General features: G+C 64.1%; 18 protein-coding genes, 2 tRNA genes and 3 pseudogenes. 13 read left to right on the plus strand and 10 right to left on the minus strand.

The features are described from left to right. Positions 1-125: 125 nt before the first annotated feature. From OKW38_RS11280 to OKW38_RS11310, 7 genes are all read left to right on the plus strand, one after another. Positions 126-377 (plus strand): acyl carrier protein, encoded by a 252-nt coding sequence (locus OKW38_RS11280; RefSeq protein WP_090804328.1) that lies wholly within the window; start codon positions 126-128, stop codon positions 375-377. Further along, the gene (locus OKW38_RS11285) at positions 374-1,681 is read left to right on the plus strand and encodes an acyl-CoA dehydrogenase family protein (RefSeq protein ID WP_429361488.1); all 1,308 of its coding nucleotides are present in this window, start codon (positions 374-376) and stop codon (positions 1,679-1,681) included. Before OKW38_RS11280 ends, OKW38_RS11285 begins: the two co-directional genes overlap by 4 nt. Continuing rightward, complete coding sequence (locus OKW38_RS11290; protein WP_429361489.1) at positions 1,682-2,749, plus strand: amino acid--[acyl-carrier-protein] ligase; 1,068 nt, start codon at positions 1,682-1,684, stop codon at positions 2,747-2,749. It abuts the gene before it with no gap. Continuing rightward, entirely contained in the window at positions 2,746-3,819 is a 1,074-nt protein-coding gene (locus OKW38_RS11295) for a DUF1839 family protein (RefSeq protein ID WP_429361491.1), read from the plus strand. Before OKW38_RS11290 ends, OKW38_RS11295 begins: the two co-directional genes overlap by 4 nt. 15 nt (positions 3,820-3,834) lie before the next feature. Continuing rightward, positions 3,835-6,525 carry a glycosyl hydrolase 2 galactose-binding domain-containing protein gene (locus OKW38_RS11300; RefSeq protein WP_429361492.1) on the plus strand — a complete coding sequence of 897 codons (2,691 nt, stop codon included), beginning with the start codon at positions 3,835-3,837 and terminating at the stop codon, positions 6,523-6,525. A 628-nt stretch (positions 6,526-7,153) separates the two neighbouring features. Next, positions 7,154-7,888: a Crp/Fnr family transcriptional regulator gene (locus tag OKW38_RS11305; protein ID WP_429361494.1), complete on the plus strand. Its 735-nt coding sequence runs from the start codon at positions 7,154-7,156 to the stop codon at positions 7,886-7,888. Between the two features lie 36 nt (positions 7,889-7,924). Then, complete coding sequence (locus OKW38_RS11310) at positions 7,925-9,310, plus strand: undecaprenyl-phosphate glucose phosphotransferase (protein WP_429361496.1); 1,386 nt, start codon at positions 7,925-7,927, stop codon at positions 9,308-9,310. A gap of 276 nt (positions 9,311-9,586) precedes the next feature. Here OKW38_RS11310 and OKW38_RS11315 read toward each other — a convergent pair whose 3' ends face one another. Both OKW38_RS11315 and OKW38_RS11320 read right to left on the minus strand, forming a co-directional pair. Next, positions 9,587-10,009 carry a helix-turn-helix domain-containing protein gene (locus OKW38_RS11315; RefSeq protein ID WP_026225425.1) on the minus strand — a complete coding sequence of 141 codons (423 nt, stop codon included), beginning with the start codon at positions 10,007-10,009 and terminating at the stop codon, positions 9,587-9,589. Positions 10,010-10,503: 494 nt separating this feature from the next. Further along, positions 10,504-11,733, minus strand: a complete 1,230-nt coding sequence (locus OKW38_RS11320; RefSeq protein WP_429361497.1) for a glycosyltransferase family 4 protein — start codon at positions 11,731-11,733, stop codon at positions 10,504-10,506. Between the two features lie 347 nt (positions 11,734-12,080). Here OKW38_RS11320 and OKW38_RS11325 point away from each other — a divergent pair, with 347 nt between their 5' ends. After that, the gene (locus OKW38_RS11325; protein WP_429361499.1) at positions 12,081-12,323 is read left to right on the plus strand and encodes a hypothetical protein; all 243 of its coding nucleotides are present in this window, start codon (positions 12,081-12,083) and stop codon (positions 12,321-12,323) included. A 49-nt stretch (positions 12,324-12,372) separates the two neighbouring features. Here OKW38_RS11325 and rpiA read toward each other — a convergent pair whose 3' ends face one another. The 3 genes from rpiA to rnr all read right to left on the minus strand — a co-directional run bounded on the left by rpiA (position 12,373) and on the right by rnr (position 16,802). Next, a complete protein-coding gene (gene rpiA, locus OKW38_RS11330) occupies positions 12,373-13,068 on the minus strand; it encodes a ribose-5-phosphate isomerase RpiA (RefSeq protein ID WP_429336310.1) in 696 nt (231 codons plus the stop codon). Positions 13,069-13,442: 374 nt separating this feature from the next. Next, on the minus strand, positions 13,443-14,186 hold the full coding sequence (gene rlmB / locus OKW38_RS11335) for a 23S rRNA (guanosine(2251)-2'-O)-methyltransferase RlmB (RefSeq protein WP_429361501.1): 744 nt from the start codon (positions 14,184-14,186) through the stop codon (positions 13,443-13,445). Between the two features lie 132 nt (positions 14,187-14,318). After that, positions 14,319-16,802 carry a ribonuclease R gene (rnr, locus tag OKW38_RS11340; RefSeq protein ID WP_167368643.1) on the minus strand — a complete coding sequence of 828 codons (2,484 nt, stop codon included), beginning with the start codon at positions 16,800-16,802 and terminating at the stop codon, positions 14,319-14,321. Positions 16,803-17,211: 409 nt separating this feature from the next. Here rnr and OKW38_RS11345 point away from each other — a divergent pair. Then, positions 17,212-17,298, plus strand: a tRNA-Leu gene (locus OKW38_RS11345). A 226-nt stretch (positions 17,299-17,524) separates the two neighbouring features. Continuing rightward, positions 17,525-17,611, plus strand: a tRNA-Leu gene (locus tag OKW38_RS11350). A 1,052-nt stretch (positions 17,612-18,663) separates the two neighbouring features. On the opposite strand, the gene OKW38_RS11355 is transcribed toward OKW38_RS11350, so the two are convergent. Next, positions 18,664-19,026, minus strand: coding sequence for an SMEK domain-containing protein (locus tag OKW38_RS11355; RefSeq protein ID WP_429363717.1), 363 nt, complete (start codon positions 19,024-19,026; stop codon positions 18,664-18,666). A 29-nt stretch (positions 19,027-19,055) separates the two neighbouring features. On the opposite strand from OKW38_RS11355, the pseudogene OKW38_RS11360 reads away from it, so the two are divergent. The 3 pseudogenes from OKW38_RS11360 to OKW38_RS11370 all read left to right on the plus strand — a co-directional run. Then, positions 19,056-19,887, plus strand: a pseudogene (locus OKW38_RS11360) (metal ABC transporter solute-binding protein, Zn/Mn family). A 286-nt stretch (positions 19,888-20,173) separates the two neighbouring features. Next, positions 20,174-20,314: pseudogene (locus OKW38_RS11365) on the plus strand (GTP-binding protein); the annotation flags it as partial. Between the two features lie 106 nt (positions 20,315-20,420). Beyond that, a pseudogene (locus tag OKW38_RS11370) lies at positions 20,421-20,567 on the plus strand (GTP-binding protein); the annotation flags it as partial. A 119-nt stretch (positions 20,568-20,686) separates the two neighbouring features. Here the strand turns inward: OKW38_RS11370 and OKW38_RS11375 are convergent. From OKW38_RS11375 to OKW38_RS11390, 4 genes are read right to left on the minus strand one after another with little or no spacing between them, the layout of a single operon-like run. After that, complete coding sequence (locus OKW38_RS11375; RefSeq protein WP_429361503.1) at positions 20,687-21,739, minus strand: FecCD family ABC transporter permease; 1,053 nt, start codon at positions 21,737-21,739, stop codon at positions 20,687-20,689. Positions 21,740-21,741: 2 nt separating this feature from the next. Continuing rightward, positions 21,742-22,749, minus strand: a complete 1,008-nt coding sequence (locus OKW38_RS11380) for an ABC transporter substrate-binding protein (protein WP_429361505.1) — start codon at positions 22,747-22,749, stop codon at positions 21,742-21,744. Continuing rightward, entirely contained in the window at positions 22,746-23,555 is an 810-nt protein-coding gene (locus OKW38_RS11385; RefSeq protein WP_429361507.1) for an ABC transporter ATP-binding protein, read from the minus strand. The genes OKW38_RS11380 and OKW38_RS11385 overlap by 4 nt, the downstream gene beginning before the upstream one ends. Before the next feature lie 20 nt (positions 23,556-23,575). Further along, positions 23,576-25,789: a TonB-dependent receptor gene (locus OKW38_RS11390; protein WP_429361509.1), complete on the minus strand. Its 2,214-nt coding sequence runs from the start codon at positions 25,787-25,789 to the stop codon at positions 23,576-23,578. Positions 25,790-25,954 lie beyond the last annotated feature (165 nt).

The following is a 25,954-nucleotide window of genomic DNA, read 5'->3' on the forward strand; positions in this document are numbered from 1 at the left end:
CACTGCACCACCGCGAACGCACGCCGCGGTCTTCGCACCGCACGAAACTACACACGAAAATCAGGTGCCGACGTCATTCGACCTCGGTACCCATCGGCAGACCTTTGACCATAAGGGAGCACTGCATGAAAACTGCATTGAGACGCATCCTTTCCGAATCCGCACGCCTGGATGTCCCGCTGGAAAGCCTCGCCGACGACGCCGACCTCTATGCTGCCGGACTCTCATCGCTCGCGACCGTGCATCTGATGCTTGCCATGGAAGACGAATTCAACGTCGAAATTCCTGACCGTATGCTGACGCGCCGTCTGTTCTCGAGCATCGACTCGATGGCCGCCGCGATGACGGAGTTGCAGCAGGCCAAGGCGGCAGCATGAGTGCGCCGCTGCTGGGTCAGGCCGCCGCAGCGGCCTGCGGGGCGGCCTCGAACTCGACTACCGACGCCCGGACCGGCGACGGCCGGGGCGCTGCCACCGGGACGCTGAGCGCGCTCGATACCGGTCCCGAATGGCGTGCTGCAGCGCATCGTTGCGCGGCGATCGCCGCGCAGTACGCGGACGCCGTGGACCGCGAGGCGCGCTTTCCGGTCGAGGCGTTCGACGCGCTCAAGGCCGAGCGTTTGCTGTCGGCGATGGTGCCGACCACTTTCGGCGGCGCGGGCCTGTCGCTTGCCGATATCGGTGCGATCTGCGAAACGCTGGCGCAGGGCTGCGCATCGACCGCCATGATCTATGCGATGCATCAGATCCAGGTCGCGTGCATCGACTCTCATCGCGGCGCCTCCGCCTGGCAAGCGAGCCTGCTTGCACAACTGGCCGAGCAGCAATGGCTGCTCGCGTCGGCGACGTCGGAAGAGACGATCGGCGGCAACATGCGCACGAGCGCGTGCTCGGTGGAGCTCGATGGCGCGCGTTTTCGGATCGAAAAGCTCGCCCCGACGATCTCGTACGGCGCGCACGCCGACGGCATCCTCGTGACCGCGCGGCGCATCGCCGACGCGGCCGCGTCCGACCAGGTGCTGATCGTCGCGCTGCGCGCCGATACGCAGCTCGAGCGGCGCGGCGGCTGGGACGCGATGGGCATGCGCGGCACCTGCAGCGAGGGCTTCCGGCTCGTCGCGACGGGACTGGCCGAACAGATCCTCGCGACGCCGTTCGCCGACATCGCCGATCAGACCATGCTGCCCGTGTCGCACACGCTGTGGGCGTCGGTATGGACCGGCATCGCCGTCGACGCGGTCAATCGCGCGAAAGCGTTCTTCCGCGCGCAGGCGCGCGCGAAGCCCGGCACGATGCCGCCGGCGGGCCTGCGGCTCGCCGCAGCGGTCGGGCTGCTGCAGATGATGCAGGCGCGTCTATCGGTCGCGCTGGAGGCCGCGCGCGCCGCGCATCAGGCACGCGAGGGCGCGACCCGGGCGGACGCCCCGCTCGCGGCGATGCTCGGTTTCGCGTCGGACATGAACACGCTGAAGACCAGCATTTCGACCACCGCGCTGCAGGTCGTACAGGAAGTGCTGATGATCTGCGGCATGGCGGGCTACAAGAACGGCACGCCCTATAGCGTCGGCCGCCATCTGCGCGACCTGCACTCGGCGCCCTTGATGATCAATAACGACCGTATCGCGCAGAACACCGCGAGTCTGCTGCTCGCGCAACGTCCTGCCGCGCCGGGGAGACCCTGAATGAAGCTGATGACCGATACCGCCGCTATCGCCGCGGCCGCCGCCGCCGCGGACGTGGGGCCTTCGCTCACGCTGCGCGACGAGATGCTGGCCGCCGGCCTGCTGATCGATACCGGTGAAAACGGACTGTATGGCCGCAGCCAGGTTTTCGAGGACGTGATCGACCGGCTGAACCTCGCGATTACACAGTTGGGTAAAGATCAGCAAGCCGAAGTATTGCGTTTTCCGCCCGCGATGCGCCGCACCGACTTCGAGGATAGCGAATACCTGAAGAGCTTTCCGAATCTCGCGGGCACCATCCATTCGTTTCGCGGCGACGACATGGGCCACCACCGTCTGCTGCGCGCGCTCGACGATGCGATGGCCGACAGCGACGACGACCGCGGCGACGCGTGGCTCGCGCAACAGAAACCGACGCGCGTCGTGCTGACGCCGGCCGCCTGCTATCCGATCTATCCGGTGATGGCGCGGCGCGGCGCGCTGCCCGCCGGCGGCCGCACCGTCGACGTGCTGTCGTACTGCTTCCGTCATGAGCCGTCGCTCGATCCGGGCCGCATGCAGATGTTCCGTCAACGGGAATACGTGCGTCTCGGCAGCCCCGAGCAGGTGATGGCGTTCCGGCAGATGTGGATCGAGCGCGGCTCGCTGCTTGTGAAGCTGCTAGGCTTGCCGGTCGAAGTCGATCTCGCGAACGATCCGTTCTTCGGCCGCGGCGGCAAGATCGTCGCCGATAGTCAGCGCGCGCAGGCGCTCAAGTTCGAGTTGCTGATCGCGCTCGCCGATCCGCGCGGCAAGACGGCCTGCCTGTCGTTCAACTATCACATGGACCACTTCGGCGCGATCTGGAAGATCGCCTGCGAAGACGGCGCGACCGCGCATACGGGCTGTGTCGGCTTCGGCATGGAACGCATCACGCTCGCGCTGTTCCGTCATCATGGGCTCGACGTCGACGCGTGGCCCGACGAGGTGCGCGCGCTGCTGTGGGGCGATACCGAGACCCGCGTCGCGGATGCGCTGCAGGCGGCGCAATCTACGCAAACCGCGACCGTCGCCGGGGAGCGCGCATGAATCCATCGCCGACTTCGGCGCTTGCCGGCGCGCTCGCCAACTCGTCGCTGCCGCGACGCGCAGGCGATCCGCCGACGCATCAGCAGACCCACGCGTTGCCCGGTGCCGGCACGCAGTTGCGCGAGCACGTAGCGCACGCGCTGCATCAGGGCGAACGCGTGTGGCAGGAGACCAACTGCTATGTCGATCTGTGGATCGAGCTGCTGCACGGCGTCGGGCTCGATCCGCGCGCGGCGCTCGCGTTCACGGTCACGCAGGATTTCGAAGGCGATCAGTTCACGTTCTTCAAGTTTCCGCTCGATGATCTCGAACGTCTGTATGGCACCCAGGTGCAGGAGCTCGCGATCTACGACTCGCTCGAAGAACGCGTGCTCGCGCAGACGCTGCGCGGCCACACCGTGCTCGTCGAGGTCGACGGCTACTACCTCCCCGATACGCGCGCGACCTCGTATCGCCGCGAGCATCCGAAGACCACGATCGGCATCGACTTCGTCGACACCGCCGCGCGCCGCCTCGGCTATTTCCACAACACCGGCTACCACCGGCTCGAGGGCGACGACTACGACGGCGTTTTTCGCAAGCTGCCGCATTTCGCCGCGCAGCCCGATCTGCTGTTTCCCTACGTCGAGTTCGCCAAGCAGGCGCGGCCCGCGCTCGAAGGCACCGCGCTCGCGGAGGCGTCGGCGGAACTGCTGTGCGCGCATCTGGAACGGCGTCCGTTGACCAATCCGATTTCGCAATGGCGTGCCGCGTTTCCCGCGCATCTCGATACGCTGTTCGAGCGCGACGAGGCGTATTTCCATCTGTACTCGTTCAATCTGATGCGGCAGCTCGGCGCGAACTTCGAGTTCCTGTCGAAGTATCTGCAGTGGCTGTCCGCGCAAGGCTTCGAGATCCCGCCGACGATACCGGCCGCTGCGCAACGCATCGCGTCGGAGTCGATGGTGATGCAGTTCCGGCTCATTCGCGCGATCGCGCGCGGCCGTCGCGATACCTGCGAAGACTGCTTCGACGTGCTTGAAAGCGCTTATGAAAAAACGCTGCCACCGCTGGCCGCTCTGGTGCGCTAATACGGTGATGCGTGGTTGCGCGCACTTCGTGCCGCGCGGTTTTTCCGGGAATTGACCGTGGATGTATCGACACTCGATCCGCCCGCTGACGAGGGCGATGCTGGCCGTGCGCGCGCGACCGGCGCGATCGCGCAAGCGCATCATGCAGGCACTGCCCGCGCCGCGCCCTCGCTATGGCCGCAACGGCTCGACACCGGCTGGGCCTGTCTGAGCACCCCGCCGCACGCCTATGCGTCGCCGGCCGATCTGCCCGCGCAAGGCTGGCTCGCCGCGCAGGTGCCCGGCACCGTCGCGAGCGCGCGGCTCGCCGCCGGTCTGCTCGATGTCGATCACCCGCCGCCGCTCGCATTCGACGATCACTGGTATCGCGTCACGCTGATCGGTACGGGGCGGCGCCGCTTGCGTTTTCATGGACTCGCGACGCTCGCGCAAGTGTGGCTCGACGATGTGAAGCGGCTCGATTCCGCATCGATGTTCATCGCCCATGATCTGGATATCGAACTGGATGGCCGCGCGACGCTCGTGCTGTGCTTTCGCTCACTGACGCCAGCGTTGGCGGCCAAACGCTCGCGTGCGCGCTGGCGGCCGCGGCTCGTGTCGCCGCCGACGCTTCGCAGCGTGCGCACCACGCTGCTCGGCCATATGCCCGGCTGGTGTCCGTCGATTCAGACGGTCGGCCCGTGGCGTCCGATCGAAATGCTCGGCGACGCGCCGCACGCATTCGACACGATTGATCTGACCAGCCGGCTCGAGCAAGAGGATGGGGTAGTTTCGTTGACTTTACGTTTCGTACGCCCCCACGACATCGCGGCCTGCCGCGCGACACTTTCTTGCGGCGACCATGTTTCGTCTTTGCAATGGCACGATGCATATACACTCACCGGCGACGTGCGCGTGCCCCACGCGAAACGCTGGTGGCCGCATACGCATGGAGAGCCCACTTTATATCCTCTGACGTTGCAGCTCGTCGACGGCAACGTGATCTCTCAGTCTCTGGGCTCGATCGGCTTTCGTCGTATCGAAGTGGACCGCGGCGCCGATGCTGCGGGTTTCGCCTTGCGCGTGAATGAAGTGCCCGTATTCTGTCGCGGCGCGTGCTGGACCAGCGCCGATCTCGTCACGCTAGCAGGCACCGAAACGCAATTGCGCCATACGTTCGAGCTCGCGCGCGCCGCTGGCATGAACATGCTGCGCGTCGGCGGCACGATGCTCTATGAGTCCGATCTGTTTTATGCGCTCGCCGACGAGTACGGCCTGTTGATCTGGCAGGACTTCGCGCTGGCGAATTTCGACTACCCGAACGATGCCGCGTTCAGCGCATTGATCGAGCGCGAAGCGAGCCAGTTCCTGAGCCGCACGCGTCGCTTTGCCTCGCTCGCGGTGCTGTGCGGCGGCAGCGAGGTCGACCAGCAGGCGGCGATGTTCGGACTGCCCGCGGCGCAGCGCGCGCAAGCGTTGTTTACCGAGCTGCTGCCCGCGCTCGTCGCACGCGAACGTGAGGACGTGCCCTATGTCAGCAATTCGCCATCGGGCGGCGCGTGGCCGTTCTCGACTAACGAGGGCGTCACGCACTACTACGGCGTCGGCGCGTATCAGCGCCCGCTCGCCGACGTGCGCCGCGCGCAGGTGCGCTTCGCGGCCGAATGCCTGGCATTCGCCAACGTCCCCGACGAGGCGACGCTGCACGACGCGCTCGGCACGATCCACACGCACGATCCGCGCTGGAAAGCCGCCGTGCCGCGCGATCCTGGCGCAGGCTGGGATTTCGACGACGTGCGCGATCATTATTTGCAGGCGCTTTACGGCGTCGAGCCGGCGCGCTTGCGCTATGAAGATGCGGCGCGTTATCTCGATCTGTCGCGCGCGGTGGTTGCCGAGCTGATCGGCGACGTGTTCGCCGAGTGGCGGCGCGCGGGCTCGTCGTGCGGCGGCGGCCTCGTGTGGCAGTTGCAGGATCTGCGCGCGGGCGCGGGCTGGGGCGTGATCGACGCCACGGGACGGCCGAAAAGCGCGCTGCACGGCTTCGCGCAGACACTGCAGCCATTGCAGATCACGCTCACCGACGAAGGCCTGAACGGCCTCGATATTCATCTGATCAACGAGCGCGCGCAAACGTTTTGCGGCGAACTCGAACTGGTCTGTCTGCGCGACGGCAGCGTGAAGGTCACGTCCGCGCGACGCGCGCTGACGCTTGCCTCGCGCAGCCTGCAACGCATCAGTGCGGCCGCGCATCTGGGCCAGTTCTTCGATTTCACGCATGCGTACCGCTTCGGCCCACGCGCGCACGATGTCACGATTGCAACGCTCTACGATGCCGCGAGTGGCGAGATCGTGTCCGAAGCGTTTCATCTGCCCGAGCGTAGCGTGCACGCGCGTGATGACCTCGGTATGACCGTCGAGGTCGAACGTCGTGGCGACGGCAGCGGCTGGCAGCTTGCGATCGAAACTAAGCGCTTTGCGCGCTTCGTTCATATCATTGACCCTCGTTATCGCGCGGTGCGCGACTGGTTCCATCTCGCGCCGAACCGGCGCTGTATCGTGCCGCTGCATGCGCTCGAACCGCTGCTGCCGACCACCTTCGCGGCGTCGCCGCAAGAACTCGTTGCACCTGCATCAAACGCGGCCTTTAAAGTGGATGAAACATGCGGGGCACCCCAGGGGGAAGTCCGCGCGATCAATGCGCTATCCGCCATCTTCTACGGCTAGTGGTCATTCCGAACTAGTCGCACGTACGCGAAGCGCCCCAAAGCTCGCTTCGCAGGTCTCGAACTGTCTGCCCGGCTCGCTCACTGTTGGCTCGAACGCGACTGTTGCCTGTTCTGAAAGGCCTTACGTGCGACAGCGCACGCACTCCATTTACCACTTCTGAATCATTTCCGGCACTTCACGAGGAGCGCTTCAAAACGCGCATGCGGCGCCAGGTTCAGATCTGAGACAGCTTCGACAGCACCCAGTTTTTGGCCGTGAAGCCTTTGATATCAAGGGATTCGCCCAAACCCAAAGCTTTCATACGATGCATTCCCCATCCGGCGGGGGTGTACAGAACTGAAACAAAAAGCCGCTTTTACTCTCCCGACGCGCTCCGGGTTTCTTCGCTGCGCCGCACCAGCAGGCGTTTTCCCTAACGTTGGCACGGTCCTCGCTACTACCTCCACGCAACAGAGTGTCACCGCACACGAGCGCAACAACAGAGGCGGTGGCAGACAGGCCTAAAACGGGGCCGATGCTGGCCATCCAAGCTGCTCGCCGGGCAGCCCACTGCCGAGGATGCGGGCATCGGATCAAATAAACGGAGAGAGCCGCGCGAGGCGCGACTTTCATGCGAGGACCGATCATGTTGACACTTCAATCCGATTTGCACGGTAACCATCTGCTGGGCGCAATGCCGTCGCACGAATGGCAGGCACTAGCTCCCCACCTCGAACTGGTTCATCTGCGCACCGAGCAACTGCTATGCGACTCGGGTCAACGGATCCATCATGTGTACTTCCCCACCACCGCGATCATCTCGATGCTCTCGACGATGGAAGACGGCAGCTCCGTCGAGATCGCCGCGGTCGGCCGCGAAGGCATGACCGGCGTGCCGGTCCTCACGGGCGGCGAAACCATGCCCAACCGCGTACAGGTGCAATGCGCGGGCTTCGCCTACCGGATGAGCGCACAGGCGCTCAAGCTGCAGTTCGCGCGGTCCGACTTTCTGCGCCGCCTGATGCTGCTGTACATGCACGCTCTTCTGACCCAGGTCGCGCAGACCGCCGCGTGCAATCGCCATCACGCGCTCAACAAGCAACTGTGCCGCTGGCTGCTGATCGAGGTGGACCGCGTGGCGTCGAACGATCTGACCGTCACCCAGCAGCTGATTGCCGACATGCTCGGCGTGCGCCGCGAAGGCATCACCGAAGCGGCCGGCAAGCTGCACGACGAAGGCCTGATTCATCATAGCCGCGGTCATATCAAGGTGCTCGACCGCAAGGGCCTCGAAGCCCGCGCGTGCGAATGCTACGGCCTCGTGAAACGCGAATTCGATCGTCTGCTGCCGCGACTGCGCCAGGCCGAGACCGTCGAATAAGCGGCACGCGGCTCGATGACCGGGGTCGATTTGCCTATGTTCAGGATTACTGCTCGATGTCTCGACGCACTGTTCGTGATTGCAGGCGGTCTGCTCGCCCACTGGATGCGCTTTTCCGCACCGATCGCGTTGGCCGATACCGAGCGTCTTCTGATCGCGTTCAAGTGTGTGCTGGTTCTGTTGCTGTTTCCGGGCTTCGGGGTCTATGAGACGTGGCGCGGCAAGGCGCTCGCGCCGGTGCTCGCGCGAATCGCCGCCGCGTGGCTCACGGTGGTCGCGACCGCGCTCCTGCTCGCGTTCACGCTGCATCGCACGGATGCGGTGTCGCGCCTGTGGCTCGGCTACTCGACGCTGATCTCCGGCGCGTTGATCATCGCGACACGCTGCATCATGCACATGGTGCTGCGCTTCGTACGTCGCCGCGGCATGAACGCGCGCACCGTCGCGATCGTCGGCGCACCGGGGTTTGCACGCACGCTGCTCGCGCATCTCGAGCATGCGCCGCAAGCGGGCTTCAAACCGGTGTGCGTGTTCGACACCAGCGTGCAAGGCCACGACGCGTATGGCGCGCGTCTGACCCGCCTACCCGTGCTGACGGATCTGGAAGCGTTCGCGACGAAGGTACGCAATGACCGCGTGAACGAAGTGTGGCTCGCGTTGCCGCTTTCCGAGGAACACACGATCTACCGCTTCACACGCACCTTCAGACACGACTTCGTGAATCTGCGCTTCATTCCCGACGTGCGCAGTCTGTCGCTGTTCAATCATGCGATCGTCGATGTCGTCGGTTTGCCGACGCTGAATCTGAGCGCGACGCCATTCTCGTCGCCGCAGATGTGGCCCAAGCTGATGTTCGACCGCCTGTTCGCCGTGCTCGCGCTCATCGTGCTCGCGCCGGTGTTCGCCGTGCTCGCGATCGGCATCAAGCTCACGTCGCCGGGACCGGTGTTTTTCCGGCAGATTCGCAAGGGCGTCGACGGCCAGCCGTTCGGCATCTACAAGTTCCGCTCGATGACCGTGCACCAGGAAGAGCACGGCCAGATCACGCAGGCGACCCGCAACGACTTGCGCGTGACGAAGCTCGGCAGCTTCATGCGTCGCACGAGTCTCGACGAGCTGCCGCAGTTTCTGAACGTGCTGCTCGGTCAGATGTCGGTGGTGGGTCCGCGTCCGCATGCGGTCGAACACGATGATCTGTACAAGGACCAGGTATACGGCTACATGCACCGTTACCGCATCAAGCCCGGCATCACCGGCTGGGCCCAGGTCAACGGCTATCGCGGCGCGACCACCAAGGTCGAGAAGATGGAAGCGCGCGTGAAGTTCGATCTCTTCTATATCCAGAACTGGTCGTTCTGGTTCGACATGAAGATCGTCTTCATCACGATTTTCAAGGGCTTTGTTGGCCGCAACGCGTTCTGACCATGCCATCGAGGGAATCGCATCCGGGAGTGTCGGTCATCGTGACGGCACTGCGGCGCATGCGAAGTGCGGGTACTGAAGGCGGTGCGCTGAAAGATCGCTGGAATGCGCCTGCGTTCCATTCGAGAAAAACACCCAACCGGGCAACAACGCGTACACGCCGCTGCGAATAGAAGCGCCAACGCCGGCGGCCCGATCGACAGCCGCCGTGGTTGACGCAAGATGAGCAGCCGCGACGGACCACGTCATGGACGGGTCCGCCGCGCGACACCGCCTCTACAGGAACGCACTGACATCGGTCTGAAACCGTACCGCGAGCGCCTTGGCGACTTTCTTGCTGATCGCGCGGCGTCCCGCGAGAATATCGCTGACCACGGTCGGCGACGCGATGCCGGCAAGATCCTTCTGCTTGAGACCATGCGTGATCAGCAGATGGCGCAGGACCTCGCGCGGCTCCGCTTTTGGAATCGTCAGGTTGCGCGCTTGCCAATGACCGACCAGTTCCGTCACGATCGCGTGCAAATCGGCGAGCGGATCGTTGTCGTTGCCGCTTAGATGATCGGACAGCGAATTGGCGACTCGCACCATCTGGTGATAATCCTCTTCGGTGCGAATCGGCGTGATCGGCAACTGGCTCTTCAGCGCAGCCCACGTTGCGGAGATGTCGGGAAAGGGTCCCGGAAGGCGATCGGCATTCATGAGTTTAAATTCGTCCTCGTCCAAAAGCCGTCGGCGCGTTAATCGGTGACGCGCGAATGACGACTGCCTGTTGTAGTGAATCGCCGTGACACGCCGAATTGCCGGCACGGCGAACTTCGCAGTGAGGAAATTCAGCGATCACGATAGCGAACGTCTGCTTCAGGTCGTTATGGCCACGCGAGGCATGCCGCGCCAGCGAATATCTCGCCCATAGCGCGTGGCGCGCACCCCGATGTCGTTTTTTGAAGTCCAATACTGCTTGCTTGACAATGACCCGCCGCGGCTGGCCTTGCACGCGCGGCGCGTATCGCGCGATACGCGATATGCGCTGCCGACACAAAGCGCGAAACGGACGCGCCCACACCAAGAGCCGCCCGGACGCGTTGGTCAGAACGGCTCGTTACTGCCCGTTGCGAAATTACTGCATGACGACGAAAACCTCTTTCTCTCCTATCGAAAACTCCACGAGGCGAGAACAGCGAAAGACCCTCACCTCATTGCCTCCACCCGCTTTTCGGCGCCGTGTCTCTGGCGATGCCGAGTTCCCGGGTCGCGAGATCGGGCTGCGCCCACCTCACCTGCTCCCCCGGCTCCATCGCCGGCAGACCCTGAGCGACCGCCGCAATCGTGCGCGTGACCTCGGCCATGAACGCCCGCCGGAACACCTGAGCCGAAAACCGCTCGGCATTCGCGCGACAGGCCGCCGGCGTGATGTACGCGCTCAGCCGCTCGAAGCGGTCGATCGCGTCGAGCATTGACACCGCCGTCTGACGCGCGAAGAAAACGCCGGTCGGGTGCGGGTCGCCGACCGGCACTACCGTTTCGAGCGCCCCGCCCCTGGCGAACGCAATGACCGGCGTGCCGCAGGCCTGCGCTTCGAGCGGCACGATGCCGAAATCTTCCTCGGCGGCGCACACGAAGGCTCGCGCACGCGCCAGATACTCCTTCAGTACGCCGAATGGCTGATAGCCGAGGACCGTCACGTTCGGTCCTGCTTTCGCGCGGATCGACGCCATCTGCGGCCCGTCGCCGATCGCGATCAGCTTGCGCTGCGGCGTGGCGTTGAACGTCTCGACGATCAGATCGATGCGTTGGTGCGGCACCATCCGCGACACGGTCAGATAGAAATCGTCTTTTTCGGAGCGCAGTTCGAATTCGTTCACGTCGACGGGCGGCGGAATCACCGCGGCATCGCGCCGATAGGTTTTCATCATGCGCCGCGCGACCAATTGCGAATTCGCGATCAGACGATCGACACCATTCGTCGACTGCGCGTCCCAGCCGCGCAGATAATGCAGCAACACCCGCGCGGCCCACGACTTCGGCCCGCGCAACAGATTCGCTTCGCGCAGATACTGATACTGCAGATCCCACGCATATCGCATCAGCGAGTGCACGTAACTGATGTGCGTCTGATGAGGGCCGACCAATACCCCCTTCGCGACTGCGCAAGAACTGGTGATGATCAGGTCATAGCTCGACAGATCGAACCGTTCGACGGCGAGCGGCATCAAGGGCAAATAGGCGCGATAACGGCTGCGCGCAAACGGCAGGCCTTGAATGAACGACGTGGTGACCGGCTTACCGGCAAGCGGCGTGCGATCCTCGAGAAAATCGACGACGCTGAAAACGTCGGCGTCGGGAAAGCACTCGATGATCTGCCCGAGCACTTTCTCGGCGCCGCCGGGAGCGACCAGCCAATCGTGCACGATCGCCACTTTCATATTCCGTCCTGTCTGTCACGAATCGCCACCTGGCCTCAGAGAAGAGTGTATGTGCCACGTTCCTGACTGTGCGTGCGCGTGCCCACATTCGACATGCGACAGTACGCGGGTAATTCGGAGAGTCCGTTCGCGTCTGCAAAAACACGGCTTCATTCCCGCGCTTTCGTATGTGCACTACGCCTGACATATCGCCCCACGCCTGCTCGCCAGTCCAGCCCACACCTTTACGATCGGAGCGCTGCGCGAGCGACGGGCGAGCGACCTCGACGGCCGCAGTGCCTCGCGTGCCGTTTGGCGATCGGAGCAGTCAGTTGGGAGGGCCGGGTTCGGCCCTGGGGGAATTCGCCGTGCGCTGCACGGCGCGCGACGCAGTGGTGCTGCTGTCGGACGGTTCGTTGCGCGTGCGCTTCGAAGCGCCTGGCGCGCGGATGATCGGCGACGCGCGCGTGTCGGGCATCGCGCGGCGGGCATCGGCGGCTAATTGTCTGCGCACGGTGCCGTGCATTTTCCGCCAGGTGCGCGCGATTGCCGCCGCGGCGGGCGGTATAAGCGGGATCGTGCGGCACGACCGCAACAAAAAACGCGTGTGAACCGTTGGAGCGGCTCACACGCGTCAGAGCGAACAGAAACGCAATTCGCTTAATTCTGGCCGTACGTGATCGTTTGCACGCCGGTGTCCGTGCCGAGCAGGCACAGGTTCGCGCCGCGGCCCGCGAACAGGCCGACCGTGACGACGCCGGGCCATGCGTTGATATGCGCCTCGAGCGTGCGCGGGTCGCTGATGCTCAAGCCCTTCACGTCGATGATCTCGTTGCCGTTGTCGGTGATGAACGGCACACCCTCTTTCGTCACACGCACGACGGGCACGCCGCCGAGCGCCGTCACGCGCCGGCCGATCGCGGTGCGCGCCATCGGCACGACTTCGATCGGCAGCGGGAAATGGCCCAGCGTCTCGACGATCTTGCTCGCATCCGCGATGCAGACGAATACTTCCGACACCGACGCGACGATCTTCTCGCGCGTGAGCGCGCCGCCGCCGCCCTTGATCATCGCGCCGCTGTGATCGATTTCGTCGGCGCCGTCGACGTACACCGGCAGCGAGTCGATCTCATTCAGGTCGAGCACCTTGAAGCCGTGCGATTGCAGACGCGCGGTGGTGGCGAGCGAACTCGACACCGCGCCGCGATAGCGGGATTTGGTGGCGGCCAGCGCGTCGATGAAGCAGTTCGCGGTGGAGCCCGTGCCGACGCCGATCACCGAGCCTTGCGGCACGTTGGCATTCACGTAATCGGCGGCGGCCTGGCCGACCAGTTGCTTGAGTTCGTCTTGAGTCATGGGAGAGGCGGGGAAAGCGTGAAAAACCCGTAGTTTACCGGAGTGGCGCGGAGAAGGCCGGGTTTGGGTGGCTTTGTGCCGCGGACCACGTTTGTTTGCCGGACACGATTGGACACATTGAGACACAGTAATCATCCATCGCCATCACAAATTGATCGGCGAAATTGATCTATTCATGAATGCGCACCCGATGGACCTTGATCCCGCTTTCGAAAGGGAATACGACACTGGCTTTTGCGCCAAATTGTGGGGCTACACTAAAGCGCCTCCTGCGCAAATAGCTGTATTTTCCGCACTCAAAGCAAAACGCCCGGAACCACCACCGCGTTCCGGGCGCCCACAATCGGCCAACAACAAGAACGACGACAGAAAAACTACTTCTTCACCGCCCGCTGCCGCACAGCCTCGAACAGACACACTCCGCTAGCCACGGATACATTCAAACTCTCCACCGTCCCCGCCATCGGAATGTTCATGACGACATCGCAGGTTTCACGCGTCAGGCGTCGCATGCCCTCGCCTTCGGCCCCCATCACGAGCGCCACCGGCCCGTCGAGTTCCGTTTCGTAAACGCTCTTCTGCGCGTCGTCGGCCGTGCCGACCACCCAGACACCCGCGTCCTTCAGTTCGCGCAGCGCGCGCGCCAGATTCGTGACCGTGATGTACGGGACCGTGTCGGCCGCGCCGCTCGCGACTTTCGCGGCGGTCGCGTTCAGTCCCACCGCGCGATCGCGCGGCGCGATCACCGCGTGGGCGCCGGCCGCGTCGGCGACGCGCAGGCAGGCGCCGAGATTGTGCGGATCGGTCACGCCGTCGAGCACGAGGATCAGCGGCGAGCCGCTGATGCCGTCGAGCAGTTCGGCGAGATTCTGCGCAAGCGGCAGATCGCCCGCGCGCGCGACCACGCCCTGATGACGTTCCGTGCGCGCGAGGCCCCACAGACGCGTTTCGTCGGCGGCGATCAGACGCACGCCCGCGTCCTTCGCGGCCTGCAGGAATTCGGTCATACGACGGTCCTTGCGCGTCGCGTCGTAATAGACATCCTCGACCGTCGACGCATCGTGCCGGATACGCGCGGTCACTGCGTGGAAACCGTATAAGACCTTATGACGTGTCATGACTGAACAACCTTTGATGGGGCGCGCATTCAACGCGCGCCACTGTGATAAATATGAAACCAAAAGGCAGACCGCGCGCAACCGGCACGTACTCACGTGCCCGCTGCGCGCGGTCCTGGCGCTGTGAAAGCCTCAGCGCTTCTTGCGTGCCTGCTTCGACGCCGCCTTGGTCGCGACACCGTGCTTCCTCGCCACGCGCGCTTCCTTGACCGCCGCGCTCTGCGCGGGCGCGGCCCTCTTGCGCCGCGGACCCGGCACCGACGCGCCACTTTCCACCGGCGGCATCACGCGCACGCGCGGGCCAGCGCCTTCTCCCTTGTCCGCCGCGATACCGCGTGCCAAAGGCGGCTTGATCGGCGTATCGCGCACAAGGCGGAAGTCGATCTTGCGCGCGTCGAGATCGACGCGGCTCACCTGCACGCGCACGCGATCCGACAGCCGGTAGCGAATGCCGGTGCGCTCGCCGCGCAGTTCGTTCTTGATCTCGTCGTACTGGAAGTAGTCGGAGCCGAGTTCGGTCACATGCACGAGGCCTTCGATGAACAGCGAATCGAGCTGCACGAAAATACCAAACGACGTGACGCCGTTGACCATGCCGCCATACTCTTCGCCGAGCTTGTCGCGCATGAAATAGCACTTGAGCCACGCTTCGACATCGCGCGATGCTTCGTCCGCGCGGCGCTCGTTCGCCGAGCAGTGCAGCCCAAGTTCTTCCCAGATCGCCACGTTGTTCGCGCGCCCGCGGGCGCCCCGCTTTTCCTCGTCGGCCTGTTGCATCGCGCGGGCGCGCGGCGACAGTGCGGTATTGAGCTCGACGCCGTGCGGCGGCTGCGGCTGATACTTGCGGCCCTGCAGGATCGCGTAGATCGCGCGATGCGTGAGCAGGTCGGGGTAACGGCGGATCGGGCTCGTGAAGTGCGCGTAGGCCTCGTAGGCGAGGCCAAAGTGGCCGATGTTGTCGGGGCTGTAGACCGCCTGCTGCATCGAGCGCAGCAGCATCGTCTGCAGCATCGAGGCATCGGGCCGGTCGCGGATCTGCGCCATCAGTGCGGCGTAGTCGCTCGCGTGCGGCGTGTCGCCGCCGCCGAGCGTCAGGCCCATGCCGCGCAGGAAGGTACGCAGGTTCTCGAGCTTTTCCGCGCTCGGGCCCGCATGCACGCGGAACAGGCCCGGATGCTTGTTGCGCTTGAGGAAGTCCGCCGCGCACACGTTCGCGGCCAGCATGCATTCCTCGATCAGCTTGTGCGCATCGTTGCGCGTGCGCGGCACGATCTGCTCGATCTTGCCCTGCGCGTTGCAGACGATGTACGTCTCCGTCGTATCGAAGTCGATCGCGCCGCGCTTCTGACGCGCCGCGAACAGCGCCTTGTAGACGCCATACAGATTCTGCAGTTGCGGCAGCAACGCGGCGCGGCGGGTCGCTTCCGGGCCTTTGGTGTTTTTCAGCACCGCGGCGACTTCGGTGTAGGTGAGCCGCGCGGCCGAATGCATGACGCCCGGATAGAACTGATACGCCTTCACGTCGCCACGCGCGGTGACGATCATGTCGCACACGAGCACGCAGCGGTCGACTTGCGGATTCAGCGAGCACAGTCCGTTCGACAGCTTCTCCGGCAGCATCGGGATCACGCGGCGCGGGAAATACACCGACGTGCTGCGCTCGATCGCGTCGGTATCGAGCCCGCTTTGCGCAAGCACGTAATGCGACACGTCCGCGATCGCGACGATCAGGCGGAAGCCATCGCCGCGGCCCACCTGCACCGGCTCGCAATAGACGGCGTCGTCGAAGTCGCGCGCGTCCTCGCCGTCGATCGTGACGAGCGGCACGTCGCGCAGGTCGACGCGATGGCGAATGTCGGCCGGGCGCACTTCGTCGGGCAGCTTCGCCGCTTCGGCCAGCGCGGCCTCGCCGAACTCGTGCGGCACGCCGTACTTGCGTACCGCGATTTCGATTTCCATGCCGGGATCGTCGATATCGCCCAGCACTTCGACCACGCGGCCGAGCGGCTGCGAATGACGGCTCGGAAAATCGGTCAGCTCGACCACCACGACCTGGCCAACTTTCGCCTTGCGGGTGTTCTGCGTGATCAGGATGTCGTGGCCGATGCGCTTGTCTTCGGGCGCGACGATCAGCGCGCCGTTCTCGTTGAGCAGACGGCCGATCACGCGCTTGTTCGCGCGGTCAGTGACTTCGACGATGTGCCCTTCGGGCCGCCCACGCCGGTCATAGCCGACGATGCGCGCGAGCACGCGGTCGTTGTGCATGACCTTCTGCATCTCGCCGTTGGGCAGGAACAGGTCGTCCTGGCCGTCGTCGCGAATCAGGAAACCGTAGCCGTCGCGATGGCCCTGGACGCGGCCCGCGACGAAGTTCGACGGATGGGTCAGTTGATAGAGATTGCGCTGATCGAGCCGGATCTGGCCGTCGCGCTCCATTGCGCCGAGACGCTTGAAAAATCCTTCGCGCTCCTGGCGCTTGATCGACAGGGCTTCGGCGATGTCGTTCGCGGCAAGCGGCATTTCGCTCGTGCGCAGCACGCCGAGGATTTCTTCGCGGCTTGGAATCGGATACGGAAATTTGCTCAAGGGCTTGTCGATGATTTTTTCTCGTTGCATGGACGTCGGTCGGCGATGTGATCCGGCCTGCAAGGCGTTTGCGTAATGCGCGCAGTCGCGCTCGGCTGCATCTGCACGGCGGCTGCGCTCGGTCATTGCACCTGCTGCTTTCTGCTCTTCTGCTCCACTGCGATTTGCACCGGAAACTGCCTGGGTCCGGCTCGTTCGACGCCAGCCGACGCGCGTCTGCCTGATCGCAAGTGACACTCGCGTCGGGACGCCGGATGTGCATCGTGCCAACGAACTACTGCGAGGCATTCTAACACCCGTGTCGGGCGCCACGCGGGCCTGCGGCGGTGGTTGGGACGCATAGTGCGCCGGGCTCGCCGCGAGGTTGAATCGCGTTCGGCAAATCGCTTGACAGGTCGGAATCTGTCGCTATAATTGCGGTCTTTGCTGTTCATCACCTGCCCAGGTGGCGAAATTGGTAGACGCACTAGGTTCAGGTCCTAGCGGTGGCAACACTGTGGAGGTTCGAGTCCTCTCTTGGGCACCAGATTCAAAAGTAGAGCCGCCTTTTGGCGGCTCTCTTTTTTTGTAAGGCCTGGTAGTCGAAATCGTTGTTTGTGTTTCGATTGCCGGATCAGCAGGACGGTGGTTCAGTAGCGATTGCATTACTTCGCTGCGCGTTCAACCGAGCGGATGAGAAAAGCAAGTTTGTTTGAAGCAGGAATTGACAAACTTAATCATCTTGCTAAAATAGCCGTCTAGCTTGAAGACGTGCCCAGGTGGCGGAATTGGTAGACGCACTAGGTTCAGGTCCTAGCGGTGGCAACACCGTGGAGGTTCGAGTCCTCTCCTGGGCACCATAAAAATAGATCCAGATCAATTAGTTGATGACGTTTGTGAAAAAGCCCGCTTTGCGGGCTTTTTGTTTTTGAAAGCGCCTGGAAGGTATATGCGTTCCACTAGAAGGCAATGTCGAATGAGTACGTTTTCGAGTACACGAAAGTTCGAGCTCCGGAAAACGTACTCACCGCACGCCTGGCATCTTTCCCTCCCCGATAACCGGGCACCACACATGAGGCAAAGTTTGTCCTTCACCACTTTGCCGCTCTATGCCGCATGGCCCACACCGTGCGTCACAAAAGATCGCTGACGAGTTACTGCGCCGGCCTGGCGATCCCGACAATATGCGCCTTAATCTCGTCGCGATCGTAAATTTGAGTTCAGCACAAATTCTTCTGCGTGGTCGCCCCCGTTCACCGACAGGGCTCCTTTGGCAGCAAGCGAGCGTAGGGAACCTGAGGGTTGTGGCTGCCTGGCAGGTTCTCGGTTGCGAGGCACACCAGGCCGACCATGTTCGAATCCGCAGCGGACCGCGCACGGCCCGCGGGCAGCCTGGTCACACCGGCCCTTGGCACGCGAGCGCATCGACCACACGATTTCGCCGCTGAAAACAAATCGATGCGTCGTCTGGCACGGGCGCTGCCCGCCTCGGACGGCGCCATGCTGCAGACGCTCTCCAGACATGGCGCTCGATCTGTGCGAGGCGGGCAGCGCCGGCATCGGCCTGCTGGAACGCAACAGTGACGGCCCCTCAGCCTTCAGATGGATCGCGGTTCCAGGCGCGTGCGTTGGCCTACAGAAACGCCTTGTTAGAGGCTCGCGCCGGCTTTGGGCACGACGTGCATCGCGAGGTCGAATGGGCCGCTCACGACCCACACCGCCCGCATTCAACGCTGAACTTCGTCAGGCTGCCTCACACCTGTTTAGCAGCGCGAGACCTGGGCGTCCGTTACGCACATGAGAGAAGGTTTCGCCGACGGCTTTCCGCTTCAACGTCCTTGAATAGAGAAAGACTCGGCTTGCGCTGCTGTTACTGTTTTGCCGCCCGCGGAGCATCAAGATATAGAGTTTTTCAGGTTTCGGATCCAGCGACGAACTTCTCAATTGCGTCCTTCACCTTCTCGATGCTTCGTGTCGACGTAACCTGCGCCCCTATCTTCCCGTCGAGCGACAAACGATCAATAGCGGGGTGGTTTGGATTTTCTATGTTCAGTTTCGTGAACGGTCCCCAGCCGCACAGGTCCGATAGCAGATCACACATCAGAGTCTCAGTGAGCCGGGTGCTGTCGAACAGGAACCCTCCGTTCTTGATTTGAAAGACTGGATGAATCTTGTGGACGCCGTGCAGCTTGGCGGGTGGGTCATCTATCCGCTCAGTGTGCTCGCGATCGTGGCGATTGCGATTACATCTATTCGCAAGGAAATTCGTGAACAGGCTTGCTCACGTGCTGTACCCCGTCGCGCTTGCGCTTGCGATTGGCGTCTGCAGCCAAACGGTGGCGGCGGCACCGTCGGTACCCGTCCGGCCGTGATTTTTACGGTGACGTCGTTAGGCAGCTCGGCGACCACCACGTGCAGGTCACAAGCATCCTGAGCAATCCCGACCAGGATCCGCACCTGTTTGAAGCCAGTCCGAAGACGGCGCGGGCGCTGCAGGGTGCGGCGCTCGTTGTGTACAACGGCGCTGATTACGACCCGTCGATGGAAAAGCTATTGGCGGCCTCGAAAAGGTCGAACCGCACGACAATTGTCGCGGCACAACTCATGGGACGAAAGTCCGGCGATAACCCGCATCTCTGGTACGACCCGAAGACGATGCCCGCCGTCGCGAAGGCGGTGAATACGTCTCTGGTAACCACCGATCCGGCGCATAAAGGTGACTACGATGCTCGCCTGGACCGCTTTCTCAACTCGCTCAAACCCGTCGACGACAAGGTCGCTGCCCTGAAAGGGCACTACGAGCACGTGCCGTTGACAGCGACGGAGCCGGTTTTTGGTTACATGACGAGTGCAATCGGTCTGGACAGGCGCAACGAGCGCTTCCAGCTTGCAACGATGAACGACACAGAGCCGAGTGCGGCGGATGTCGCGTCATTTGAGACGGATTTGACCGCTCGCCGCGTACACGTCCCACAACAGCCAGGCGAGCAGTGCAATGACCCGGCACATGCTGAAGCTCGCGAGCAACTCGCACGTACCAGCCATCAGCGTGACCGAGACTTTACCCGCTGGGAAGAATTTCCAGCAGTGGATGGGTTCGCAACCCGACGCACTATCGGCCGCGCTGAAGCGCTAGCCTGTTGAAGGCTACAGCTCCGCCCAACCGATGCCCGGACGCCCTCTTTCCCTGTCCCATCGTTGACGACGGTGCGGGTGATGCCATTAACGCACGCGCAAGCTCATGACGTTTGCCGTCCGGCAGTCGGGGCCGCGCACTTCTCCGCGCTGGGCGTCACGATGCGCGAAGGCGGTCTGATCGTTATACCCGCAGGACCGAGCAACCTTAATTGACAGGGAATCAATCATGACCGGACTCGCCGACCCGGCTCCCGTTGCCCAGACATTCTTCGTCGACGACGACAGTGCAGGAAAACTACCTGCTCGACCCGATCGTTACAGTCGTCGATGCCAGGCATGGGAATGCACAGCTCGACGAACATCACGAAGCGCAGGAACAGGTTGGTTTCGCCGACCGTATCCTCGTATCAAAGGCAGACCTCGCCGGCGAAGCGCAAACGCAGGCACTGATGCAGCGGCTGCGGCAGATGAACCCGCGCGCGCCCGCTCGACCAGCAGAAGCTCAAAGCCTTCTTCAGCACCATTGTCACGATTTACGGCACGTCGATGCTGCGCTACAAGGGTGTGCTGAACGTGGCGGGACTGGAGCGGCGCCTTGTGTTCCAGGGAGTCCACATGATCTTCGGCGCCGACCTTGGCACGCCGTGGCGGGAGAACGAGTTGCGGGAAACAAAGATCGTCTTTATCGGCAAACAGCTCCCCGCAGACGTCTTCACAGCGGGGCTGGACGGTTGCCTTAGGCTGGCCGGCTGCGACGCAACCAGCGGTTCCACACTGGCGACATCGGCGAACGGGAGCTACGCCCGTTCGCCCCGTATCAGCCACACAAGGCACGCGCCGCCAAAGAGCGAAGTAACGACGCCGATGGGCAGATCGTCGGGCGCGGCGAGCATGCGCGCGGCCACGTCCGACCAGAGCAGCAGCACGGCGCCAAAGAGCGCCGACGCGGGTAACAGCCGAGCGTGGCCGGCACCGACCAGCCGTCGGCACACATGCGGCGCAACCAGCCCGACGAATCCAATTGCACCGCTCACCGCGACCATCGCGGCCGTGACGAGCGAACTCACGACGAACACTTCGCGACGCACCCGCGCGACATCCACGCCGAGCGTTGCGGCGGCGACATCGCCACTCATCAGCGCGTCGAGCTCACGCCGGCGTGCGGCCAGCAGCACCATGCCGCCGACGGCGAACGCGGCTGGCGCGCCCAGCAGGTCCCATCGCGCCAGTCCAAGACCACCCAGCATCCAGAACAGCACCGACGACGCGGCGCGCTGGTCCCCAAGATAGAGCAGCAGGTTCGCCAGCGCCATCATCACGAACGACACCGATACCCCCGACAGCAGCAGGCGTTGCGAATCGAGCCGGCCGGCGCGCGCACCCAGCGCGACGGCGAGCGACATCGCCGCGAGCGCGCCGGCGAACGCCGTGGCTGGCAGCGTCAGCGGGCCGAACACGGCGCCGAGCCACAGCGTTGCGGTCACCGCGCCGAGCGTCGCGCCCGAACTCACGCCGAGCAGATGCGGATCGGCCAGCCGGTTAGCCGTGGCAGCCTGCAGCGCCACGCCGACCACCGCAAGCGCCGCGCCGACGACCACTCCGAGCAATACGCGCGGCAGTCGGATCATCCAGACGATCGCATCCTGCGCATCAGCCGGTACGGCTCCAGTTAGATCGCCCGACAGATGATGGAGCAGAATGCGGACGGTCATGCCCGGCGAAACCGGCACCGGTCCGAGCCCTGTTGCGACCATGATCGACCCGGCGAGCACCAGACCCAGCAAGGTGAAGGGAATGAGCGCGCCACGACGTGTTCGCGACGCCGGCCGGCCGCCCGATAGCGTATCCATGCTCAGCGCGCCTCCCCGGTAACGGCACCGGCCAGTGCGCCGAACACCTCCGGATGCAGCCCCCGCGCGAGGGTCTCGACGGCCCCGGCGTTACGCACGCCCGGCGTCGCGGCATCGTAAGGCACGACGATGAAACGGCGTGAGCGCACCGCGTCGACATTTGCGAGCACCGGATTGCCGGTGAGAAAGCGGATTTTCTGTGCGGCGGTCACGGCGCCATAGTCGACGATGACGATGGCCTGCGGATTGCGTGCGACGACGCTCTCCCAGCTGACCTGCGTCCAGCTCTGCTGAACGTCGTCCATCACATTGCGACCGCCTGCCGCGTCGATCAGGGCGGTCGGCATCGCCAGCGCCCCGGCCGTAAACGGCTTGTCCTCGCCGCTGTCGTAGACGAACACGCGCGGGCGCACCGGGTCCGGTCCCAGGGCACGCGACACCGTCGCGATACGCGCCTGCATCGACGCGACAACGCTCGCCGCACGCGCGTCCACATCGAAGATCGCGCCGAGGTTGCGCAGGTCGCGATAAACGTCGTCGAGCGACGCCGCCGGCATCGGCATCACGTGCGCGCAGGACTCCGTGAGCTCGTACGACGCGATGCCGAAGCGTGCAAGCGCCTCGGGCGTGACGGGACCGCCGACGCGCATGCCATAGTTCCAGCCGGCCAGATAGAAATCCGCACCGGCGCCGACGAGCGTCTCGATGGACGGATAGCGGCGCGCCAGTTCCGGGATCCCCGCAAGGCGTACGCGCAGAGACGGATCGTCCGTCTTCCAGCCGCCGATTCCCGTGAACCCCGCCATCCGTGTCCTGAGCCCCAGCGCGAGCATCATCTCCGTCAGGTTCGAATCGTTGCTGACCGCCCTCGCCGGCGCACGCGCGAACGTCACATCCCGGTTGCAGCTGCGCACGGTAACCGGATAACGGTCAGCCTGTGCGTACGATGCGGCTACGAAAAAAATGGTGGCCGCCGTCGCGCGCCAGAGGGAAGTCTTCCTTTTCGTCATGTCCCGGACTCCGGTCCTGTAATCAGCGTGATGCGCGGACGTCCCGTCACCGGGTGCCGGTCGACGAGCGCATCGACGCCATACACCGTCTTCAGCAAGGGCTCGGTTAGTACCGCCTGCGGCGTGCCGCACGCGACGATCTCACCCGAGGCAATCACGTACAGCCGGTCGCAGAACGCAGCGGCGAGATTCAGGTCATGAATCGTGGCCAACGTGGTGATCCGCTGCCGCCGCACGAGGCCGAGCAGTTCGATCTGATGCCGCGGATCGAGATGATTGGTCGGCTCGTCGAGCATCAGCACACGCGGCTGCTGCACCAGTGCACGGGCCAGCAGCGCGCGTTGCCGTTCGCCGCCCGACAGCGAAGCGAACGGCCGCTGCCGGTGCGCATCGAGTTCGACATCGTGCAGCGCGGCGTCGACGAGCGCTGCGTCCACGGCGGTGTCGCCGTCAAGCAGCCCCTTGTGCGGCGTACGGCCCATCGCGACGACCTCTTCCACCGTCAGGCCGAAGTCGTCGGGCGGGTCCTGCTGTACCACCGCGATGCGTTGCGCCGCCCAGCGCCCGGACTTGACCCAGACGTCGTCGCCGTCCAGCCTGACGGCGCCGCTGTGCGGCCTTGCGTACCGGAACGCACACCGCAGCAGGCTCGTCTTGCCGCTGCCGTTGGGTCCGATCAGGCCGACGAATTCGCCCGGCTGCACTTCGAGCACGATCCGCCGCAACAGGCTCTCGCCGTCGTCCGGGCGTCTCGCGTCCCGCGACGGCGGCGACCAGCCTAGCTCTTCGATATGCAGTGAGGTCATGGCTTTGCCGATCAATGAGGCTAGAAAGTCATCGTCGCGGTGACCCACCCCGAGCGCGGCGCGCCGAGCAGCCATTCGGTGCCGTCGTTCTGCGTGGAGACCGCATAGGTCCGGTTGGTCAGGTTGCGCAGATAGAGCGCGAGCGTCAGGTTGCGCGTTGCGCGCCACGACGCGGACGCATCGACCAGTGTGTACGACGGAATCGACACGCTGTTCGCGTTGTCGCCGAAGCGCCGTCCGACATACTGCACCCCGGCTCCCGCGCGCCAGCCAGGCGCGAACGCCCAGTCGAGCCACACGTTCGCGGTCTGCTCGGGGATGTTGTAGGGCACGTTGCCCGCGCGCGACACGCTCTGACCATCGACCGCCTCGTCGAAATCGTCGTACCGCGCGCGCAGCAGCGCCGCGTTCGCCTCGACCGACCAGCCGCCGCCCAGCCGCAGCGCGCCCGACCATTCGACGCCGCGCGACGACTGCCGGCCGACCTGCTCGCTCAGGTCCGGGTTCAGCGGATCGGTGCTCACGAGGTTACGCTTCACGATCTGGTACACCGCGAAGGTCCACGATCCGCGGCCGCCGAGCACTTCCTTCTTGACACCCGCCTCCCACTGCTGACCTGTCGACAGCGTGAACTGACTGTTCGATTGCGACAGCGTAATCAGCGAACTGACGCCGTCGGTGCCGGTCGTGTACTGACCGTACACGGACAGTGCCGGCGTGAGCGAGAACACAAGGCCCGTGCGCCATCCTGTATGGGCGAACGTCCTGTCGAACGACGCCGCCGCAGTCGTGGCAGTCGCGAACGTCTCGCGATGCAAGTCGATATGGTCGTAACGCAGGCCACTCACCCACGCGAGCCGCTCGGTCAGCTCGAACCGGTCCTCTGCAAAAAGGGACGCCTGATGCGTGACGGTGCGAAACGCGGGCACGGTCGAATCGGGACTGTCGAACACGCCCGGATCGAAACCGAATGCCGGCACGATCGACGAGCCGCCGTATGGTGAATTGCTTGTATCGACAAACGAGATCACATTGAAGTCCGCGCCGACGACCAGCCGGTTCTGATGGCCCCATGCACGCCCGTCGATCGTCGTGTCGAGCTGGTCGCCGATCTGCCGCTGATGATGGAGGATCTCGATGTAATCGCTGCGCAACACATCGCCATCCGGCTGCAGGGCGTAGCTCTCGCTATCGTGCCAGTGGCGGTTGGTCAGCAAATAATAGAGCTGGTTGCGCACCGTGATGCCAGGCATGGCGTGCCACTTCGCGTTCAGCCGCGTCCACTGGTCGTAATAGGAGATCGCGGAATCGGCGACGTTGTAGTTCTGGTAGCGGAACGCCGGATTGAGCGCACCGTCGAGCACCGGAATCCCGAAATAGCGCGCCGGCTTCTGGCGGCCGTAGTCGTAGTCGAGTGTGAATGACAAGGTCGGATCGACGTCGAGCCGCAATGCGCCGCCGAGCGCCGTGGTATGCGAATCGCCGCGCGGTACCCAGCCGTTCGAGCGGTCGTCGCTCACGTAAAAGCGGTATGACAGCATGGGCCCGAGCGCGCCCGTCGTATCGAGCGCCACGCGCTTCTCGCCATAGGCGCCCGCGCCGAGCTGGACCGTGGTCGCGTAGTCGCGCTGCGGCGCCTTCGGCACGACGTTGATCACGCCGCCGATGCCACCCTCACCGTAGAGCACCGACGCCGGACCGCGCAGCACCTCGATCCGGTCGACCGACCACGTATCGAACGGAAAGGTCACCGTGCCTGCGCCAGGATACATGCGCGTGCCGTCATAGAGCGTCGTGATCGACTTTGGCCCGCTGAAGCCGCGCACCGAGACCGACGTGCCGCCATTGCCGGGTGCCGCGTCGGTGGCAAAGCCGGCCGCACGCGTAATGGCCTCGTTGACCGTGGTGTCGCCGCGCACCTGAATCTGCTCACCGGTGAGCGTCTCGACGCTCGCCGGCGTATCGAGGCTCGACAGTCCAAGCCGGCTGCCGGTACGGATCGGCGTGCTCAGGTCCGGTGTATCCGTATGGCCCGATGCCTGGACCTTAACAGCCGGCAGCGTCTGTGCCGGCTCCTGCGCAGATTGCGTGCTGTCTGCCGCCGGGCCGCTGCCGTCATCAGCAAACGCGGACGACGAGCCGATCAGCCACGCGCAGCCGAGCATCCCTGCTGTGAGCTGACGGCTGCGGCGTCGCTGCGTTCGCGACGGCGAAAGGATCGAGATTTTCTTCATTGTCCTGCTCTCTTTTCTTTTTTCTCTGGCGCTACCGTATGCGGTGCGCCTGTTTGTTATGCGCTCGACACACGTGCCGATCCACCATGTCATCGACGCAGTGAAACGCCGCACGATTGCCGGAAACACGAACCAGGCATGCCGTACTGACCGGCGAAACTTACC

Origin of the sequence: Paraburkholderia sp. MM5496-R1, from assembly GCF_050436205.1 — a bacterium.
Classification (GTDB): domain Bacteria; phylum Pseudomonadota; class Gammaproteobacteria; order Burkholderiales; family Burkholderiaceae; genus Paraburkholderia; species Paraburkholderia tuberum.

What these genes read in the sequence shown, in the direction of transcription:
- OKW38_RS11285 (WP_429361488.1), top strand. Translation starts at nt 374, where the DNA reads ATGAGTGCGCCGCTGCTGGGTCAGGCCGCCGCAGCGGCCTGCGGGGCG.
- OKW38_RS11385 (WP_429361507.1), bottom strand. Translation starts at nt 23,555, where the DNA reads ATGACCTCACTGCATATCGAAGAGCTAGGCTGGTCGCCGCCGTCGCGG.
- OKW38_RS11290 (WP_429361489.1), top strand. Translation starts at nt 1,682, where the DNA reads ATGAAGCTGATGACCGATACCGCCGCTATCGCCGCGGCCGCCGCCGCC.
- OKW38_RS11310 (WP_429361496.1), top strand. Translation starts at nt 7,925, where the DNA reads ATGTTCAGGATTACTGCTCGATGTCTCGACGCACTGTTCGTGATTGCA.
- OKW38_RS11295 (WP_429361491.1), top strand. Translation starts at nt 2,746, where the DNA reads ATGAATCCATCGCCGACTTCGGCGCTTGCCGGCGCGCTCGCCAACTCG.
- rlmB (WP_429361501.1), bottom strand. Translation starts at nt 14,186, where the DNA reads ATGACACGTCATAAGGTCTTATACGGTTTCCACGCAGTGACCGCGCGT.
- OKW38_RS11380 (WP_429361505.1), bottom strand. Translation starts at nt 22,749, where the DNA reads ATGACGAAAAGGAAGACTTCCCTCTGGCGCGCGACGGCGGCCACCATT.
- rnr (WP_167368643.1), bottom strand. Translation starts at nt 16,802, where the DNA reads ATGCAACGAGAAAAAATCATCGACAAGCCCTTGAGCAAATTTCCGTAT.
- rpiA (WP_429336310.1), bottom strand. Translation starts at nt 13,068, where the DNA reads ATGACTCAAGACGAACTCAAGCAACTGGTCGGCCAGGCCGCCGCCGAT.
- OKW38_RS11315 (WP_026225425.1), bottom strand. Translation starts at nt 10,009, where the DNA reads ATGAATGCCGATCGCCTTCCGGGACCCTTTCCCGACATCTCCGCAACG.
- OKW38_RS11320 (WP_429361497.1), bottom strand. Translation starts at nt 11,733, where the DNA reads ATGAAAGTGGCGATCGTGCACGATTGGCTGGTCGCTCCCGGCGGCGCC.
- OKW38_RS11305 (WP_429361494.1), top strand. Translation starts at nt 7,154, where the DNA reads ATGTTGACACTTCAATCCGATTTGCACGGTAACCATCTGCTGGGCGCA.
- OKW38_RS11375 (WP_429361503.1), bottom strand. Translation starts at nt 21,739, where the DNA reads ATGGATACGCTATCGGGCGGCCGGCCGGCGTCGCGAACACGTCGTGGC.
- OKW38_RS11280 (WP_090804328.1), top strand. Translation starts at nt 126, where the DNA reads ATGAAAACTGCATTGAGACGCATCCTTTCCGAATCCGCACGCCTGGAT.
- OKW38_RS11390 (WP_429361509.1), bottom strand. Translation starts at nt 25,789, where the DNA reads ATGAAGAAAATCTCGATCCTTTCGCCGTCGCGAACGCAGCGACGCCGC.